This window comes from Burkholderia sp. FERM BP-3421 (assembly GCF_028657905.1).
In the GTDB taxonomy this organism is placed as follows: Bacteria; Pseudomonadota; Gammaproteobacteria; order Burkholderiales; family Burkholderiaceae; genus Burkholderia.
In genome coordinates, this window is record NZ_CP117781.1 from 2,433,717 (window position 1) to 2,449,957 (window position 16,241).

Sequence of the window (16,241 nt, forward strand, 5' to 3'; positions counted from 1 at the left end):
AAGGATGCAAAATCGGTTCGGTCCCGGTCGTGCGCGCACTTACAGATGTATGTACGCGGCCAGTCCGTCGGGCAGCAGCGGCTTCAGCTCGCGCACACCCTGTTCGGCGAAGGGACGCAACAGCGCGTCGCGCCAGAAATCCTGTTTCGGCAATTCGGTCAGGCCCGCCGCCGCGACCAGCAGCAGCACCAGCAGCACGCCGCGCACGAGGCCGAACATCATGCCGAGCGAGCGGTCGACGCCGCCCAGGCCGCTCGCCTGCGCGATCCGCGACAGCAGCGCATTGGCCACGCCCGCCACCAGCACCACGCCGATCACGAGCAGCGCAAAGGCGATCACCCACTGGGTCAACGCGCCGCCCGGCCAGTTAGCTGGAATATAGGGCACCACGAGGCCGACAAAGCGGCATGCGATAAAAAAAGCCGCGATCCAGCCGATCAGCCCGAATACTTCCGAAACGAAACCCCGCCACGCGCCGCGCAGCGCGGACAGGCCAATCACCGCCAGGACGGCATAGTCGAACGCAGTCAGCATCGCGGATTACTGGGTCAGGCCCGCGTCACGCACCTTGGCGATCGCGGCGGACGCCGCGGCGCGATCGGCGAACGGTCCGGCCCGCAACAGCGCGGAAGTCCGCCCGTCGGTCTGCTTGCGATGTTCGACATAGGCCGGCACGCCCGCCGCCTTCAATTTGGTCGCCCAGGCGCGCGCCGTCGCGTCGTCGGGGAATGCGCCCAGCTGCACCGCGAAGCGCGCGCCCGGCGGCGAGGCCGGCGACGACGCGTCGCCGTCGCCCGCGGCGGCCGTGACGGGCGCCTGGTCCGCGGCCGCCGGCTTCGCGGGCGGCGGCGCGACGTTCGCGACGGCGGCCGGCTTGTTCGCCGCGACAGCCGGCTTGTTCGCCTGCGTCTGCGCCGGCGCGACGGCCGCCTGGGTGCGCGTGGCCTGCGCGGGCGCGGTGGCCGTGGCATCCGACGCGGGCGGCTCGTCGTGCGCGACGCCCGCCTGCACGTCGGCCGCGTCGTCGTCGCTCGCGGCGGTCGCCTGATGCGCGGGCCGGTTCGGGATCTCGATCGCGATGTCGTCGGTCACGGGCTTCGGATGGGAATCGAGCACCATCGGCAGCACGATCACCGCCGCGACCACGAGCGCGATCGCGCCGACGAGACGCCGGCGCGCACGTTGTTTTTCAGGAAGGGTCGGATCGAGGAGAAAAGCGTCCGCATCGGGGCGCTGTTCGGTGCGGCGAGGCCGCCGCTCCACGCGTTCAGTGCGAACGTTCCGGGAAGAACCACCGGTTCGCGAGCCGCGCCGAGCCGGCGCGTCGTCATCTTTTTTGCCGAACGAGAAAATGCCCATGAATGGCTGGTCCGAAACTACCCGTCAGTCAGTGTTGCTGCGATTTACGATAGGCCATCACGCCGGCTACCGTGTGGAAGCTACCGAAAACCACGATTCTATCATTGTCGGACGCCCTTTTTAGCGCATCGCGAAACGCATCGGCGGGACTCGCGCAGCGCGTCACGCCCGCATCGGGTCCATCCTCGACGCCCACCTCGCGCAGCGCCGCCTCCAGCGCGGCGGACGAGGCCGCGCGCGGCAGCGGCAGATCGGTCACGCACCAGTGGTCGATCTCCCCTTTCAGCTGCTTGAGCACGCCCGCGATGTCCTTGTCGTGCATCGCGCCGAACACCGCGTAGGTGTACGGGAAGAAGCCCATGTTGCCGAGATTCTGCGCGAGCACGGCGGCGGCGTGCGGATTGTGCGCGACGTCGAGCACGATGGCCGGCTTGCCCGGGAGCACCTGGAAGCGGCCGGGCAGCTCGACGTTCGCGAGGCCGAGCCGGATGTCCTGCGCCGACACCGGCAGCCGGTCGCGCAGCGCCTCGAGCGCCGCCAGCGCGGCCGACGCGTTGATCAGCTGGTTCGCGCCGCGCAGCGCCGGATAGGCAAGCGCCGGATAGCGCTTCTCGCGGCCCAGGTAGCTCCACTGCTGACGTTCGCTGCCCGCCTGCGTCTCGTAGCGGAAGTCGCGCCCGACGAGCCACAGGTCCGCGCCGATCGCCGCCGCGTGCTCGACGAGCGTCGCCGGCACGGCCGGATCGCCGCAGATCGCGGGCTTGCCCGCGCGGAAGATGCCGGCCTTCTCGAAGGCGATCTTCTCGCGCGTGTCGCCCAGGTATTCGACGTGGTCGAGATCGATGCTCGTGACGATCGCGCAATCGGCGTCGATGATGTTGACCGCGTCGAGCCGGCCGCCGAGGCCGACCTCGAGGATCACCGCATCGAGCCCGCGCGACGCGAACAGATGCATGATCGCCAGCGTCGTGAACTCGAAATAGGTCAGCGACACCGGCTCCGGCAGGCTCGTGCGCGCGGCCTCGACCGCCTCGAAATGCGGCAGCAGGTCGGCGTCGGCGACGATCTGCCCGTTCAGGCGCGCGCGCTCGTTGAAATCGAGCAGGTGCGGCGAGGTGTGGCAGCCGACCCGATAGCCGGCCCGCGTCAGGATCGTCTCGAGGAACGCGCAGGTCGAACCCTTGCCGTTGGTGCCGCCGACCGTGATGACCGGGCAGTCGAACGCGAGCTTCAGTGCGTCCTTGACCTGGCCGATGCGGGTCAGGCCCATGTCGATGCCGACGGGATGCGCGCTTTCGAGATGGGAAAGCCACGCGTCGAGGGTGGGAAAAGTGCTCATCGAGTTCAACCGGGAAGCGGAAAGCTTACGCGAAAAGACAACGCGCGCCGCCCGGCGGCAAGGCCGGGCGACGCGCGACGGGTTGCGGAACGGGCGTCAGGCCAGCGCGTCGGCCGGCTGGCGCTGGAGCAGCGCCAGCAGCTGGGCGATCTCGTCGCGCAGCTTGCGGCGGTCGACGATCATGTCGATCGCGCCCGTGGTCAGCAGGAATTCGGCGCGCTGGAAGCCTTCCGGCAGCTTCTCGCGCACGGTCTGCTCGATCACGCGCGGGCCCGCGAAGCCGATCAGCGCCTTCGGCTCGGCGATCACCACGTCGCCGAGGAACGCGAAGCTCGCCGACACGCCGCCCATGGTCGGATCGGTCAGCACCGAGATGAACGGCAGCTTGGCCTCGGCCAGCTTGGTCAGCATCGCGGTCGTCTTCGCCATCTGCATCAGCGACAGCAGGCTTTCCTGCATGCGCGCGCCGCCCGACGCCGTGAAGCAGATGAACGGCACCTGCTGCTCGAGCGCGTTCTGCGCGCCGCGCGCGAAGCGCTCGCCGACCACCGAACCCATCGAGCCGCCCATGAACGAAAACTCGAAGCACGCGGCCACCACCGGCAGCGTGTGGATCGCGCCGCCCATCACGACCATCGCGTCGGTCTCGCCGGTGTCGTCCATCGCTTCCTTCAGACGATCCGGATACTTGCGGCTGTCCTTGAACTTCAGCGTGTCGACCGGCAGGATCTCCTGGCCGATCTCATAGCGCCCTTCCGGATCGAGCAGCGCGTCGAGGCGCTCGCGCGCGCCGATCCGCATGTGGTGGTCGCACTTCGGGCACACATGCTGATTCGCCTCCACGTCGTTGCGATACAGCACCGCCTCGCAGGACGGGCACTTGACCCACAGCCCTTCGGGAATGCCCTTGCGGCTCTTCGGGTCGGTCTGCTTGATCTTCGGCGGCAACAGTTTGTCGAGCCAGCTCATCGTATGGTTTCCTGTTCCGTGGGAAAGCCGGACGCGTCGCATCCGGCTTCTCCGTCAGTGAATCGTAAGGTCGCGGCGCCTCACGCCGTGGTGCGGGCCGCGCCGTCGAGCGCCGCGCGCAGCTCGGCGGCAAACGCCTGCAGCGCGGCGACGGCGCCTTCCGGCGCGGTCTCCTCGAGCAATTGCACGAGGCGGCTGCCGATCACGACGGCGTCCGACACTTCGGCCACCGCGCGCGCCGTGGCGGCGTCCCGGATGCCGAAGCCGACGCCCACCGGAACCGGCACGCGCGACTTGATGGCCGGGATTTTACCCGCAATGCTCGAAACATCCAGATTTCCGGCGCCGGTCACCCCTTTCAGCGACACGTAATACACGTAGCCGCTCGCGATCTTGCCCACTTCCGCGATGCGCGCGTCGGTCGACGTCGGCGCCAGCAGGAAAATCGGGTCGATACCTGCCTCGCGCAGCGTGGCGGCGAAGACATCGGCTTCCTCGGGCGGATAGTCGACCACCAGCACGCCGTCGACGCCGGCCGCCTTGGCCGCGTCGGCGAACGCCGCGACGCCCATCCGTTCGATCGGGTTCGCATAGCCCATCAGCACGACCGGGGTCGTGTCGTTGCGCTCGCGGAACCGGCGCACGTCGTCGAGCACGCTGCGCAGCGTGACGCCGCGCGCGAGCGCGCGCTCCGAGGCGCGCTGGATCACGGGGCCGTCCGCCATCGGATCGGAGAACGGCACGCCGAGCTCGATGACGTCGGCGCCGCCTGCGGCGAGCGCGTGCATGAAATCGACGGTTTTCGCGGGATCGGGGTCGCCGGCGGTGATGAACGGGATCAAGCCCTTCCGGCCCTGTGCTGCGAGTGCTGCAAAAGTGTTCTGGATACGGGACATGGCAAAGTTCCTTTGTCGATAGGAGTTGGCGCTTCAGCGCTTACTCCTATCCCATACAAGGTTGTCGACCGGAGTCAGCGCTTTAGCGCTTACTCCGGTCCCATACAAGGTAGTCGATAGGAGTTGGCGCTTCAGCGCCTACTCCTAACCCATAAAAAGTCATCGTCCGCGCGACCGGCGCGCGGCGGCCGCTTACGCGCCGCCGGCCGGCGCGGCGATCGCGCACACGCGCTCGCGCGCGATCGCGCAATAACTTTCGTTGATCTCATAGCCGACGAAGTCGCGCCCCTGGCGCGCGCAAGCCACCGCGGTCGTGCCGCTGCCCATGAACGGATCGAGCACGCGGCCGCCCGGCGGGCAACTCGCGAGCACCATCCGCTCGACGATCTCGAGCGGCTTCTGGGTCGGATGGTCGACGCGCTCCGCGTGCTGCCGGTGCAGGCGCGAGACCGACCAGACGTCCTTGGGGTTGTAGCCGAGTTCGAGCCACTTGCTGCCCTCGAACAGCTTGCGCGAGCGCGCCTTCTTCGTATCGGCGTCGTACGGGATGCGGACCGGATCGAGATCGAAGTAATAGCCCTTCGACACCGCGAAAAACCCGATGTTGTCGTGCACCGAGGTATAGCGGCGCGTCGTGCCGCCCATGCTCGGCACGCGCCGGTCCCAGATGATCTCGTTGATCATCGTGAGCCGCGTCTTCAGGAAGCTGAAGATCTCCGGCGCGTACTGCCAGGTGCAGAACACGTACAGCGACCCGCTCGGCTTGAGCTTCGGGATCGCCAGCTCGAGCCACGCACGGGTCCAGGCGAGGTGATCATCGCCCGAACGCTTGTCGGAGTCGTTGCCGTAATCCTTGCCGAGCCCGTAGGGCGGATCGGCGACGATCAGGTCGATCGACGCATCCGGCAGGTTCGCCGCATCGGTCAGGAAATCGCGGTTCAACAACGCGATGCCGTTCGGCAGCGCGCACGGCTCGGCCAGCGCCGGGCTCGCCGCGCCGCCGCCGGGTTCGTCGATCAGGTCGCGCATCGGAGCGGGCTTCAGAGCACGATGCCCGATCGCTCGGCGACCGTGTGCATGTCCTTGTCGCCGCGACCGGACAGGTTGACGAGCAGGATCCGATCCTTCGGCAGCGTCGGCGCGAGCTTCGCGCCATACGCGATCGCATGGCTCGATTCGAGCGCCGGGATGATGCCCTCGATCCGGCAGCAGTCGTGGAACGCCTTCAGCGCCTCCTCGTCGGTGATGCCGACGTACTGCGCGCGGCCGCTGTCCTTGAGCCACGCGTGCTCGGGGCCGACGCCCGGATAGTCGAGGCCCGCCGACACCGAGTGGGTCTCGATGATCTGGCCGTCGGCGTCCTGCAGCAGGTAGGTGCGGTTGCCGTGCAGCACGCCCGGGCTGCCGGCGATCAGCGAGGCCGCGTGATGGCCCGAGTCGAGCCCGTCGCCCGCCGCCTCGACGCCGATCAGCTGCACGTCGCGATCGTCGATGTACGGATAGAAGATGCCCATCGCGTTCGAGCCGCCGCCAACGCAGGCGATCACCGCATCCGGCTGACGGCCGGCCAGCTCGGGCATCTGCACCTTGCACTCGTCGCCGATCACGCGCTGGAAGTCGCGCACCATCATCGGATACGGATGCGGGCCGGCGACCGTGCCGATGATGTAGAAGGTGTTCTCGATGTTCGTGACCCAGTCGCGCATCGCCTCGTTGAGCGCGTCCTTCAGCGTGCGCGAGCCCGATTCGACGGGCACCACGGTCGCGCCGAGCAGCTTCATCCGGTAGACGTTCGCGGCCTGGCGGCGCACGTCCTCGGAGCCCATGTAGACGATGCACTCCATGCCGAAGCGCGCGGCGATGGTCGCGGTCGCGACGCCGTGCTGGCCCGCGCCCGTCTCGGCGATCACGCGGCGCTTGCCCATCCGCTTCGCGAGCAGCGCCTGGCCGATCACGTTGTTCACCTTGTGCGCGCCGGTGTGGTTCAGGTCCTCGCGCTTCAAGTACAGCTGCGCGCCGCCGAGCATCTCGCTCCAGCGCTGCGCGTGGTAGATCGGCGAGGGACGGCCGACGAAGTGCTTGAGTTCGCGCTGGTATTCGGCGACGAATTCCGGATCGACGCTGAAGCGTTCGTAGGCGGCGCGCAGCTCGTCGAGCGCGTGAATCAGCGTTTCGGCGACGAACACGCCGCCATAGGGGCCGAAATGGCCGCGATCATCTGGGAGGTTGTACATGATGTCACTCTCGGGTTGCGGTGCGGCGCACGGGCGCTGCGGCCCGGCGTCACGCACCGGCTGGCGTCATTGGGCGTCCGCGTCGCGCACTGCGCGCACGAACGCAGCCATGCGGGCGTGATCCTTCACGCCCTTCGCGCCCGGCGCTTCGATGCCGCTCGAGACATCGACCGCAAACGGGCGCAGCTGGCGAATCGCATCACCGACGTTTTGCGCGTTCAAGCCACCACTCAAAACGGCCCGATGCGCGAGCTCTTCGGGAATAAGTGACCAATCGAATACCTTGCCGCCGCCGCCATAGCCTTCGACGAGCGTGTCGAACAGGAGGCCGCGGGCTGCCGAATAGTGAAGTGATGATTCTAGCAAATCGGCGGCCCGCGTCGTACTACCAACGCGCAGCGCGCGCAGCCAGGGCAGCCGAGCGGCCTGCGCGAGCGACGCGCACTGCTCGGGCGTCTCGTCGCCGTGAAACTGCAGCAGCGACAGCGGCACCTGGTCCGCGACGCGCGCGAGCGTGTCGGCGTCCGCGTTGACGAACAGGCCGACCAGCGTCACGAACGGCGGCACCCGGCGCGCCAGCTCGGCCGCCTGGGCCGGCGTGACCGCGCGCGGGCTCTTCGGGTAGAACACGAGGCCGATCGCGTCGGCGCCGAGCGCCACCGCATGATCGACATCGGCCGCTTGCGACAGCCCGCACAGCTTGATGCGGGTGCGGCCCGACGCGGCGGCGCCCGACGCAGCGGCGCCCGACGCGACGGCGCCCGGCACGGAGGAATCGAGAGACGTATCGGTCATGATTGCAGGTCCAGGTCGGCCCACACCCCGCTCCACGGGACGCTGCCGAGTTGCGCGGGCGGCACCGCGAATTCCGCCGGATAGCCGACGTGCGCGAGATACAGGCCCTCCGGCATGAAGGTCGGCGCGGCCTGATTCCGGTCGCGGCTCGCGAGCACCTCGGCGAGCCAGCCGGCCGGATAGCGGCCGCGCCCGACCGCGATCAGGCAACCCATCAGGTTGCGCACCATGTGATGCAGGAATGCGTTGGCGCGAAATCGGAAATGGATGAAGCTGCCCTCGTGGCGCGCACCCGCGGCACCGGCCGCGTCGCGCCGGATGTCGATCTGGTACAGATGCTTGACGGGCGTCTTGGCCTGGCATTCCGACGAGCGGAACGCCGAGAAGTCATGCTCGCCGATCAGGCAGGCGGCCGCCTCGCGCATCGCGTCGACATCGAGCGGCGTATGCACCCAGCCGGCTCGCCCCGACAGCATCGGCGAGCGCACCGGGTGGACGTACAGCACGTAGTAATAGGTGCGCTCGAAGGCGGCGAAGCGCGCGTGGAACGTGTCCGGCATCGCCCGCGCCCACTGCACCGCGACCGTCGACGGCAGGAACGCGTTGGTGCCGCGCACCCAGGAGAACTCGGTGCGATCGAGCATCGTGTCGAAATGCACGACCTGGCCGAGACCATGCACCCCGGTATCGGTGCGCCCGGCGACCGTGGTGTGCAACGGCGCCTGGGCGAATTCCGCGAGCGCGCGCCCGAGCGCATCCTGCACGGTCTTGCCGTGCGGCTGCGATTGCCAGCCGCAGAACGCGGCGCCGTCGTACTGGATGCCGAGTGCGATCCGCATCACGACAATTCGGCGAGTTTCGCGAGCCGCACGCGCGCCTCGTCGGCCGTGCCGGCGTGGCCGGCCTCGACCACCTCCTGCAACAGCGTACGCGCGCCCGCCAGATCGCCCAGCTCGACATATTCGGACGCGAGATCGAGCTTGTTGTGCGCGATCTTCGCGAGCGTCTCGGGCGACAGCGCCGGCAGCACGGCGCTCGGGCTCGCCGGCAGGTCCAGGTCGAAATCGAGGTTCAGCACGCCGAACTGCGCGCCGCCCAGCGGCGCCGGGGGCGGCGTCAGGCTCAGCGGCGGAAGCGTCGAGCCCTGCTCGTCGTCCGCGTCGAGCGGCGGCAGCTCGTCGTCCTGCATGGCCGTCAGGTCGGCGGCGCTCGCGGGAGCGATACGACCCTCATTCGGAGGGAGCGGATGGGCTAGACCGTTAGTTGCATCATGAGGCGCATTCAAGCTGAACGCCCCGAACGCCATCTCACCGTCCGAGGTCGCGCGCGGCGGCAGCGGCATGTCGAGGCTGTCGAGCGCGGCAATCGCGTCGCTCGGGAATTCGGCGCTCGGCGCCGGGGCGACAGGCGCCGGCGCATCCGCGACCGTGCGCGGCTCGTCGTCCCAGACCAGCGTCGGCGCCGGCTGAACGTCATGGCCATCGATGACGTGCGCCACGGCGGCCGGCTCGTCGGCCACGTCGGACGCCGGCTGCGGCGCGTCTGCTTCAGCCGCGTCGCGACCGGAAAGCGACGACGCGATCTCGTGCCCGTTCGGCTCGGTTGCTTCCGGTTGCGCCGGCGCGTCGTGTGTCGCCTCATCGGCGGCCGCCAGCGCCGCCCCGTCTGCCGCGGCAAGCGCCGCCGGTGCGGTGGACGCCGGTGCGGTGGACGCCGGTGCGGTGGACGCCGGTGCGGTGGACGCCGGTGCGGTGGACGCCGGTGCGGTGGACGCCGGTGCGGTGGACGCCGGTGCGGTGGACGCCGGTGCGGTGGACGCCGGTGCGGTGGACGCCGGTGCGGTGGACGCCGGTGCGGTGGACGCCGGTGCGGTGGACGCCGGTGCGGTGGACGCCGGTGCGGTGGACGCCGGTGCGGTGGACGCCGGCTGCGCGGCAAGGCCGCGCGCCGCCTCGGAATCCGACTGATCGCGGTCGTCCTCGACCGGCTCCTCCGGCTTCTTGCGACGGCGCAGCGCAAATCCGACGATCAGCGCCGCAACCGCCGCCCCGACCGCGATCGCCGCGCCCGTGTTGAACGGCGCAGCAGGCGCGGCGACCGGTTGCGCGGCCAGCGGGGCCGGCGCGGGCGCAGACGCCGCAGCTACGCCGCTCGCGGCCGCCGCCGGCAGCCCGGCAGCGCCCGAGGCCGAATCCATGTCGGCGGGCGCTGCCGGCTTCACCGCCGGCGCGGTCGCGTCGCGCGGCGCGACCGCCGCCGCGTCGGGCGCGGGCTTGCCGATCCCATGCTTCTGCAACTCCATCAACACGCGATTCTTCAGCGCCAGCAACTGCTGCAAACTGGACGGCCGGGCCTGTGCGGCCTCCGCGCCATTCAGGGCAGCCCCACCGCGCACGGCATCCGCCGCGGGCGACGCGGCATTCGCGTGGGCGCCCGCCTCGCTGGCCCCGACCGGCGCGGCCTGGATCGAGCCCGCCCAGACATGCGGCCCGCTCTCCCCACCCGTGGCCTGGGCCGGCGCCGCAAGCGGCGCGGACGCGCCAGGGACCGGGCCCGAAGCGGCGCCAGCCGGAATCGATGCGCCGGACGCCAGCGCGGCCGAACCCGGTACGCTCGGCACGGCCAAATCCGGCGCGGACGCGCCTCGCGCGACGGCGGCCGACGCGCCGCCCGGCGTCGGCGCCGACGTGCCGGCGGCAGTGGACGCGCCCGGCGTGGATACGCCCGGCGTGGATACGCCCGGCGTGGACGCGCCCGGCGCATGCGAGGCGAGCGCCGGCGCGCTCGCGCCGACACTCGGCGCGACACCGGCAGCCCCCGACGCGCCGTGCGCAACGACGGCGCCGGTCGCATCGAGCGGCGGCACCGTAAGCGTCGCGCCGATCCGCAACCGGCTCGGATCATGTTTCATGAAGGCTTGCGGATTCGCGTCGAACAGCGCACGCCCGGTACGGGCCAATACGCCGGGATCGCGCGACTGCGTCACGGCGACGGCGATGTCGTTCAGCGATTGTCCGGCGGTGACGGTGACCGTCGACGGCGCGGCGCCGGCATGGCCCGCGTCAGGCGCCGCGTAAGCGGCGGACGCGGCCGTCAGCGCGGCAACGGCCAGCGCGATCGCACCGCGGCCGGCGGGGAAACGGAGTCGAGACGTCATCGGTTCGATCGCCGCGCGCTGGCGCGGCTCTGGGTCACATTTGGAAGAGCACAAAATTCGGAGCACAAATAGAAAAAGCATCGCGCGGCACGCGACGCTTTTGGGGTTGTCTACGCGTCGTAAGCGCACAGTTTACTTTACCCGCCGGCAATCTCGCCCAAAACATCGCACACCGCGTCCTGCGCCTACGGATGTCGCGAAGCGAAGTCCCGTCCGGGACACGCGCCGGACCTCCCGCCGCCGCGCCAGCCGCGCCTCGAAACAACCGCGCAGGCTCAATAAAACAGCCTGGCGGGGGTCAATAATTCGACGCGCCCGCCGTTAATAAAATTCTGGCCCAAACTAAAAAAATCAATCCGGCCAAAGCCGCATCCCACTGAATTGAATTTCAATCGAATGATAAGAGGCCAGCTCCCCTCTCTATTCGAAGGATTGGGCATTCCTCCTACCAAAGCCCCGCCCAGCAAGGCTTTCAAGCCTACCAGAGCAAACCTGCATCTTCCCGAGAACAATCTTTCAACTACAATCCATCCGCATTACACAAATTTACACAATTTAACGATTAATCGTCGCTACGATCGGATTCAAACAAGGATCGGCGCATTCCAGCCATCACCATTGCAAATGACCGGCACGCGGTGGCGCGCATCGACGTCACGAGATACCAGGCGTTTTTCACCACGCAGTCGCATGACTGCATTGATCCACCAGCTCGTCACGGGGACCGAACATGGGCTATCAGCAAGGCTTAAGCGGCTTGGCAGGGGCGTCGACCAGCCTCGACACCATCGGCAACAACATCGCGAACGCGAACACGGTCGGCTTCAAGGCCAGCCGCGCACTGTTCGCCGACATGTATGCGAACTCGATCGCCTCGGCGGTCAACAACCAGATCGGCATCGGCACGATGACGGCGGGGGTGCAGCAGCAATTCACGCAGGGCAACATCACGCAGAGCAATTCGACGCTGAACGTCGCGATCAACGGCAACGGCTTCTTCCAGATGTCGAACAACGGCGTGACCACCTACTCGCGCGACGGCACGTTCTCGCGCGACGAGAAGGGCTACATCATCAATTCGCAGAAGATGAACCTGAAAGGCTACCAGGCCGATGCGAACGGCGTGATCAACACGTCGGCCACCGTGCCGCTGCGGGCGCCGACCACCAACATCGCGCCGCAGGCGACCAGCAACATCAACGCGCAGTTCAACCTGAACTCGCAGGATGCGCTGCCGACCACGACGCCGTTCAATCCGGCCACCCGCACGTCCTTCAACTACAACACCTCGGTCCAGGTGTACGACACGCTGGGCGGCGCGCAAGCGGTCAACATGTACTTCGTCAAGAGCGCGGCGCCGGCCGGCACCTGGCAGGCGTATGCGGGCGTGGACGGGCAAACGCCGACCAACCTCGGCACCATTACCTTCAACACGTCGGGCCAGATCACCGGCACGACCACGGGCACCCCGCCCGCGCCGACCCCGAGCCTCGGCCAGTTCGCATTCACGATCCCGAACACGACGGGCGGCGCGAACCCGCAGAACCTGACGCTGAACCTGACGGGCACGACCCAGTACGGCGGCAAGAACGGCGTCAACAACCTCGCGCAGGACGGGTTCGCGAGCGGTTCGCTGACGAACTTCACGATCGGCGCGGACGGCATGCTGACGGGCAACTACTCGAACGGCCGGACGACGACGCTCGGCCAGGTCGCGATCGCGAACTTCAACAATCCGAACGGGCTCGTGAGCATCGGCGGCAACCAGTACATCGAGACCGCGGCATCGGGCGTGCCGCAGATCTCCGCGCCGGGCAGCACCAACCACGGCACGCTGCGCGGCAGCTCGCTCGAAGAATCGAACGTCAACCTGACGAGCGAACTGGTGAACCTGATCACCGCGCAGCGCAACTACCAGGCCAACGCGCAGACCATCAAGACCCAGCAGGCAGTCGACCAGACGCTGATCAACATGCGCTGACGCGCGCATGAAAAACGCGCCGCGCCGGACCGTGACTCTGTCACGGCCGGCGCGGCGCGTTTGCGTCGGCGGCCCGGCCAGTGGGCCGGACCATGCGCGGCAGGCTTACTTGTCGAGCAGGATGCGCAGCATGCGGCGCAGCGGCTCGGCCGCGCCCCACAGCAGCTGATCGCCGACCGTGAACGCGGACAGGTATTCGCCGCCCATCGCCAGCTTGCGCAGGCGGCCGACCGGCACGGTCAGCCCGCCCGTCACCCGGGCCGGCGACAGGTCGCGCATCGTCGCCTCGCGCTCGTTCGGCACGACCTTCACCCAGTCGTTCGCCGACGCGAGGATGCCGTTGATCTCGTCGAGCGGCACGTCTTTCTTCAGCTTGATCGTCAGCGCCTGCGAATGGCAGCGCATCGCGCCGATCCGCACGCACAGGCCGTCGACCGGGATCGAGCCCGGCTCGCCCACGGCCGGCTTGCCGAGGATCTTGTTGGTTTCCGCCCCGCCCTTCCACTCTTCCTTCGACATGCCGTTGCCGAGATCCTTGTCGATCCACGGGATCAGCGAGCCCGCGAGCGGCACGCCGAACTCGCTCGTCGGCATCGCATCGCTGTTCATCGTGGCCAGCACGCGGCGATCGATGTCGAGAATCGCCGACGCCGGATCGGCGAGCTGCGCCGCCACCGCGCCATGCAGCGCGCCCATCTGCGCGAGCAGCTCGCGCATGTTCTTCGCGCCCGCGCCCGATGCCGCCTGGTAGCTCATCACCGTCGTCCAGTCGACCAGGTTCCCGCGGAACAGGCCGCCCAGCGCCATCAGCATCAGGCTGACCGTGCAGTTGCCGCCGACGAAGTTCTTCGTTCCCTTGACGAGCGCGTCCTTGATCACGTCGAGATTGACCGGATCGAGGATGATCACCGCATCGTCCTTCATCCGCAGCGCCGACGCCGCATCGATCCAGTAGCCGTTCCAGCCCGCCGCGCGCAGCTTCGGGAACACCTCGTTGGTGTAGTCGCCGCCCTGGCAGGTGATCACGACGTCGCACTTGCGCAGCGCGTCGATGTCGGTCGCGTCTTTCAGCGTAGTCTCGTTTTTGGCGAACGACGGGGCTTTGCCGCCCGTGTTGCTGGTGCTGAAAAACACCGGTTCGATCAGGTCGAAATCGCCTTCTTCCTGCATGCGCTGCATGAGCACGCTGCCGACCATGCCGCGCCAACCTACGAGACCTACGTTCATGACTAACCCTTTGACTGGAGCTTCCCCGCCATTTTCCGTCCCCGCGTGACCGCGCGGGGAAACAGGCGGGCACGACGGACGATCAGCGTTTAATGATCGTTTTCGTGGTGATGGTTTTGCTGATGACGATGACGCGCACACCCGCACGGGCCGTATCGCCGTGGAGTTTCAAGACCGGGGAGATCAGGGAAAATCGCGTCATCGCTTGAGTCTACACAAACCTAACTGGCCGCACAACGGCCGCGTGGAACCGACCAGACCCTGTTTTCAGGCCCGGCCGGCGCGCCGCGCGGCCGCGGCGGCCGCCTGCTTCGTTCCGTTACAGCGCGGCGCGCACCGCATCGCCCATCTCGGCCGTGCCGACCCGCGTGCCGCCCGGCGTCGCGATATCGCCCGTCCGGTAACCCTGCTCCAGCACCTTGCGCACGGCCTGCTCGACCCGGTCGGCCTGCTCGGCGCGGTTCAGCGAGTAGCGCAGCAGCATCGCGAGCGACAGGATCGTCGCGAGCGGATTCGCGATGCCCTTGCCCGCGATGTCCGGCGCCGAACCGTGCGAGGGCTCGTACAAGCCCTTGTTGTTCTTGTCGAGCGACGCCGACGGCAGCATGCCGATCGAGCCCGTCAGCATCGACGCCTCGTCGGACAGGATGTCGCCGAACATGTTGCCGGTGACGATCACGTCGAACTGCTTGGGCGCCTTCGCGAGCTGCATCGCCGCGTTGTCGACGTACATGTGCGACAGCTCGACGTCCGCGTACTCCTTCGCCACGTCGGTCATGACATCGCGCCAGAACTGCGAGGTCTCGAGCACGTTCGCCTTGTCGACCGACAGCAGCTTCTTCTGGCGCTTGCGCGCGGCCTGGAACGCGACGTGCGCGATGCGGCGCACTTCCGGCTCCGAATAACGCATCGTGTCGAAGCCCTCGCGCGCGCCCTCGAACGGGCCGTCCGGCGCCGCGCGCACGCCGCGCGGCTGGCCGAAGTAGATGTCGCCGTTCAGCTCGCGCACGATCAGGAGGTCGAGGCCCGCGACCAGTTCCGGCTTCAGCGGCGAGGCGTCGACGAGCTGCGGATAGCAGATCGCCGGGCGGAAGTTCGCGAACAGCTCGAGATGCTTGCGCAGCCCGAGGATCGCCTGCTCCGGGCGCAACGCGCGCTCGAGCGTGTCGTACTTCCAGTCGCCGACCGCGCCGAACAGGATCGCATCGGCCTCCTTCGCGAGCTTGAGCGTGGCCTCCGGCAGCGGATGGCCGCTCGCCGCATAACCCGCGCCGCCGACGGGCGCCTCTTCGAGCTCGAAGCGCTCGTCGAGCGCGTTCAGCACCTTCACCGCTTCCTTGACGATCTCGGGACCGATCCCGTCGCCGGGCAACACTGCAATCTTCATGCGAATTTCCTGGATGGATGAGGGATATCTGTGCGACGCCGCCGGCTCAGCCGATCAGGCGGTGGTTCAGCCACGGCTGCTTCGCGAGCCGCTCCGCCTCGAACTGGCGGATCCTGTCCGAATGGCGCAGCGTGAGGCCGATGTCGTCGAAGCCGTTCAGCAGGCAGTACTTGCGGAACGCGGTGACCTCGAACGCATACTCGCGGCCGTCCGGCGCGCGCACCACCTGCGCGTCGAGGTCGATCGTCAGCTGGTAGCCGCCGAACGCATAGGTGTCGTTGAACAGGTGATCGACCTGCTGCTCGCTCAGCACGATCGGCAACAGGCCGTTCTTGAAGCAGTTGTTGAAGAAGATGTCCGCGAAGCTCGGCGCGATGATCGCGCGGAAGCCGTACTGCTGCAGCGCCCACGGCGCATGCTCGCGCGAGCTGCCGCAGCCGAAGTTCTTGCGCGCGAGCAGCACCGACGCGCCCTGGTAGCGCGGCTGGTTCAGCACGAAGTCGGGGTTCAGCGGGCGCGTCGAATTGTCCTGGCCGGGCTCGCCGTGGTCCAGGTAGCGCCACTCGTCGAACGCGTTCGGGCCGAAGCCCGTGCGCTTGATCGACTTCAGGAACTGCTTCGGGATGATCGCGTCGGTGTCGACGTTCTCGCGATCGAGCGGTGCCACGACGCCGGTATGCACAGTGAATTTTTCCATGATCCGTCAACCTGGTTGGACGCCGGCCGCGCGGGCCGGCAAAGCCGAATGGGGGCGGCGGCGCGACGTCAGTCGGCCGCCTTCTTGATCGCGTGGCCCGCCGCGCTCAGGTCCTCGCCGACGCCGGCGACCGTGTTGCAGCCAGCCAGCGCGAACAGGAGACCCGCGAGCGCGGCGAGACCGAATCTGCTTGCCTTCAT

15 protein-coding genes are annotated in these 16,241 nt (G+C 68.3%); 1 reads left to right on the forward strand and 14 read right to left on the reverse strand.

The window, feature by feature from the left end; genetic code table 11:
• Positions 1-39: 39 nt before the first annotated feature.
• From Bsp3421_RS13560 to Bsp3421_RS13605, 10 genes are all read right to left on the reverse strand, one after another.
• Complete coding sequence (locus Bsp3421_RS13560; protein ID WP_273996455.1) at positions 40-534, reverse strand: CvpA family protein; 495 nt, start codon at positions 532-534, stop codon at positions 40-42.
• A 6-nt stretch (positions 535-540) separates the two neighbouring features.
• Complete coding sequence (locus tag Bsp3421_RS13565) at positions 541-1,359, reverse strand: SPOR domain-containing protein (RefSeq protein ID WP_273996456.1); 819 nt, start codon at positions 1,357-1,359, stop codon at positions 541-543.
• 28 nt (positions 1,360-1,387) lie between these two features.
• The gene (folC, locus tag Bsp3421_RS13570; protein WP_273996457.1) at positions 1,388-2,698 is read right to left on the reverse strand and encodes a bifunctional tetrahydrofolate synthase/dihydrofolate synthase; all 1,311 of its coding nucleotides are present in this window, start codon (positions 2,696-2,698) and stop codon (positions 1,388-1,390) included.
• Between the two features lie 96 nt (positions 2,699-2,794).
• A complete protein-coding gene (gene accD / locus Bsp3421_RS13575; RefSeq protein WP_273996458.1) occupies positions 2,795-3,667 on the reverse strand; it encodes an acetyl-CoA carboxylase, carboxyltransferase subunit beta in 873 nt (290 codons plus the stop codon).
• A gap of 80 nt (positions 3,668-3,747) precedes the next feature.
• Positions 3,748-4,563, reverse strand: a complete 816-nt coding sequence (gene trpA / locus Bsp3421_RS13580) for a tryptophan synthase subunit alpha (RefSeq protein WP_273996459.1) — start codon at positions 4,561-4,563, stop codon at positions 3,748-3,750.
• Between the two features lie 192 nt (positions 4,564-4,755).
• Entirely contained in the window at positions 4,756-5,592 is an 837-nt protein-coding gene (locus tag Bsp3421_RS13585) for a DNA-methyltransferase (protein ID WP_273996460.1), read from the reverse strand.
• An 11-nt stretch (positions 5,593-5,603) separates the two neighbouring features.
• Entirely contained in the window at positions 5,604-6,797 is a 1,194-nt protein-coding gene (gene trpB / locus Bsp3421_RS13590) for a tryptophan synthase subunit beta (protein WP_273996461.1), read from the reverse strand.
• A gap of 66 nt (positions 6,798-6,863) precedes the next feature.
• Positions 6,864-7,592, reverse strand: coding sequence for a phosphoribosylanthranilate isomerase (locus tag Bsp3421_RS13595; RefSeq protein WP_273996462.1), 729 nt, complete (start codon positions 7,590-7,592; stop codon positions 6,864-6,866).
• Positions 7,589-8,431, reverse strand: coding sequence for a tRNA pseudouridine(38-40) synthase TruA (truA, locus tag Bsp3421_RS13600; protein WP_273998395.1), 843 nt, complete (start codon positions 8,429-8,431; stop codon positions 7,589-7,591). The genes Bsp3421_RS13595 and truA overlap by 4 nt, the downstream gene beginning before the upstream one ends.
• Positions 8,431-10,749 (reverse strand): FimV/HubP family polar landmark protein, encoded by a 2,319-nt coding sequence (locus Bsp3421_RS13605; protein ID WP_273996463.1) that lies wholly within the window; start codon positions 10,747-10,749, stop codon positions 8,431-8,433. The genes truA and Bsp3421_RS13605 overlap by 1 nt, the downstream gene beginning before the upstream one ends.
• A 730-nt stretch (positions 10,750-11,479) precedes the next feature.
• On the opposite strand from Bsp3421_RS13605, the gene flgE reads away from it, so the two are divergent.
• Positions 11,480-12,730, forward strand: coding sequence for a flagellar hook protein FlgE (gene flgE / locus Bsp3421_RS13610; protein ID WP_273996464.1), 1,251 nt, complete (start codon positions 11,480-11,482; stop codon positions 12,728-12,730).
• 105 nt (positions 12,731-12,835) lie between these two features.
• On the opposite strand, the gene asd is transcribed toward flgE, so the two are convergent.
• The 4 genes from asd to Bsp3421_RS13630 all read right to left on the reverse strand — a co-directional run bounded on the left by asd (position 12,836) and on the right by Bsp3421_RS13630 (position 16,241).
• Positions 12,836-13,957, reverse strand: coding sequence for an aspartate-semialdehyde dehydrogenase (gene asd / locus Bsp3421_RS13615; RefSeq protein WP_273996465.1), 1,122 nt, complete (start codon positions 13,955-13,957; stop codon positions 12,836-12,838).
• Between the two features lie 319 nt (positions 13,958-14,276).
• Positions 14,277-15,344: a 3-isopropylmalate dehydrogenase gene (leuB, locus tag Bsp3421_RS13620; RefSeq protein ID WP_273996466.1), complete on the reverse strand. Its 1,068-nt coding sequence runs from the start codon at positions 15,342-15,344 to the stop codon at positions 14,277-14,279.
• A gap of 46 nt (positions 15,345-15,390) precedes the next feature.
• Positions 15,391-16,041 carry a 3-isopropylmalate dehydratase small subunit gene (gene leuD, locus Bsp3421_RS13625; protein WP_273996467.1) on the reverse strand — a complete coding sequence of 217 codons (651 nt, stop codon included), beginning with the start codon at positions 16,039-16,041 and terminating at the stop codon, positions 15,391-15,393.
• Between the two features lie 68 nt (positions 16,042-16,109).
• On the reverse strand, positions 16,110-16,241 hold the full coding sequence (locus tag Bsp3421_RS13630) for an entericidin A/B family lipoprotein (protein WP_273996468.1): 132 nt from the start codon (positions 16,239-16,241) through the stop codon (positions 16,110-16,112).